Below are 446 nucleotides of genomic sequence, written 5' to 3' on the forward strand. Positions count from 1 at the left end.
GACGGGAATGCAGAAGCTAACACTGTTCCAAGCATTCAGCTGATCAATGAAAAAGATGACAAGGGACGAATTACCAATTCAGTAATTAAGCAGCTTGGAGATATCTTGCTTGCTCTCCAGACACAGAAGCACTCTTATGAAACAGTCGTTATTGATGTAATTGACGATGTTATTGAAATGATTAAGATTGCAGTTTGTGATGAATTAACCCCAGTTGGTAAACCTCGCTTGAAATCCTTGTCGGAAATTCCATACGGCAAAGGATACGACTTCTTTAACCAAGCTATCACAGAATTAGTCATTGACCTCAAAGCATTGCCAATGAATGTTATTTACATCAGCCGTCAGGTATCTGAATATGATGACAATGGCAATGCCACCAAAGACAAGCCAAGCTTGAAAGATAAGTATGTCAATCTTATCAATGGAAACTCTGATTTGATGAT

At 38.6% G+C, this 446-nt stretch carries 1 protein-coding gene; it reads left to right on the top strand.

Features of this window, described 5'->3' with window-relative positions:
- Positions 1-446, top strand: a 446-nt coding sequence (locus tag ACN8M7_RS25965; protein WP_490262629.1) for an AAA family ATPase, incomplete at both ends; no start/stop codon positions are given.

This window comes from Pseudomonas spartinae (genome assembly GCF_965197125.1).
Classification (GTDB): Bacteria; Pseudomonadota; Gammaproteobacteria; order Pseudomonadales; family Pseudomonadaceae; genus Aquipseudomonas; species Aquipseudomonas composti_A.